Origin of the sequence: Kitasatospora sp. MBT63 (genome assembly GCF_000710465.2) — a bacterium.
GTDB lineage: Bacteria > Actinomycetota > Actinomycetes > Streptomycetales > Streptomycetaceae > Kitasatospora.
This window is the reverse complement of sequence record NZ_JAIZ01000168.1, coordinates 1-1,264: the sequence shown is the minus strand read 5'-3', so window position 1 is coordinate 1,264 and position 1,264 is coordinate 1. Positions and strand designations below refer to the sequence as shown.

The 1,264-nt window shown below is 75.2% G+C and carries 1 protein-coding gene; it reads left to right on the top strand.

What is annotated here, in order from left to right; translation table 11 throughout:
• Positions 1–419 precede the first annotated feature (419 nt).
• The coding region (locus AA75_RS11835) for a serine/threonine-protein kinase (RefSeq protein WP_033819881.1) at positions 420–1,264 on the top strand (845 nt) is incomplete at its 3' end.

The window sequence follows — 1,264 nt, the reverse complement described above, 5'->3', positions numbered from 1 at the left end:
TGGGAAGGGGGCGCGGGGGCGGAATCTCGGGGGACGAGGGGTCCGCCCGCCGCTGATGACAACGGTAGGCGGCGGGGGGTGGGCGGGACGTCATGCCGTCGTACCGTCCACGGGCCTCCGCGAGGATGACCCGCCACCCCGGCGGCTACTACCGGAGGCGGAGACCGCGGGGAGCCGATCCCCGAGGGAACCCTGAGAGCGTCCCCGAGAGGGCGGCTGCGGGGGTGCGGGCGCCGGGACCGGCCGCCGGTCCGGCCAGGGGCGGTCGGACCCGAACGATCCAGGTCCGACAATCCGACCGGCCCCTCGGGTGTTGCGTATCAGCACACCGCAGCGGGCAGTCCGTAAGCTGTGGGCCGACAGGATCTGACGATCCCCCATCCGACCGGGGATCACCCCACGGGCTGACGGGAACGAGCATGGCGATGATGCGGCTGCGGCGTGAGGACCCCCGCATCGTCGGCCCCTACCGGCTGCACCGACGGCTCGGGGCCGGCGGGATGGGCGTGGTCTACCTCGGATCGGACCGCAAGGGGCAGCGGGTCGCGCTCAAGCTGATCCGCGCCGAGCTGGCCGAGGACGCCGAGTTCCGCACCCGCTTCGCCCGCGAGATCGCCGCCGCCTCCCGGATCCGGGGCGGCTGCACGGCCCGGGTGGTCGGCTCGGACATCGAGACCGAGCGGCCCTGGCTGGCCACCGCGTACGTACCGGGGCCCTCGCTGTACAAGCGGGTCGGCGACGAGGGGCCGCTGCCCTGGCCGGAGGTGGCCAGGATCGGTGCCTCGCTGGCGGACGGGCTGGTCAAGGTCCACGAGGCGGGGGTGGTCCACCGCGACCTGAAGCCGTCCAACATCCTGCTGTCCCCCAAGGGTCCGCGGATCATCGACTTCGGGATCGCCTGGTCGCGCGGCGCCAGCACGCTCACCCACGTCGGCACGGCGGTCGGCTCGCCGGGCTTCCTGGCACCCGAGCAGGTCCGCGGCGTGGCCGTCACCCCGGCCACCGACGTGTTCGCGTTCGGGGCCACGCTGGCGTTCGCCCTGACCGGTGACACCCCGTTCGGTTCCGGGGCGTCCTCCGAGGTGATGCTCTACCGGGTGGTGCACGAGGAGCCCGAGCTGTCGGCGGTGCCCGCGCCGCTGGCCCCGCTGGTCCGGGCCTGCCTGGCCAAGGAGCCGGCCGAACGGCCGCCCGCCGCGGCGCTGCACGAGCGCCTGACCGAACTGGCCGCGCGCGGCGCCGCCGCGGGCGCGGTGCGCGGCCG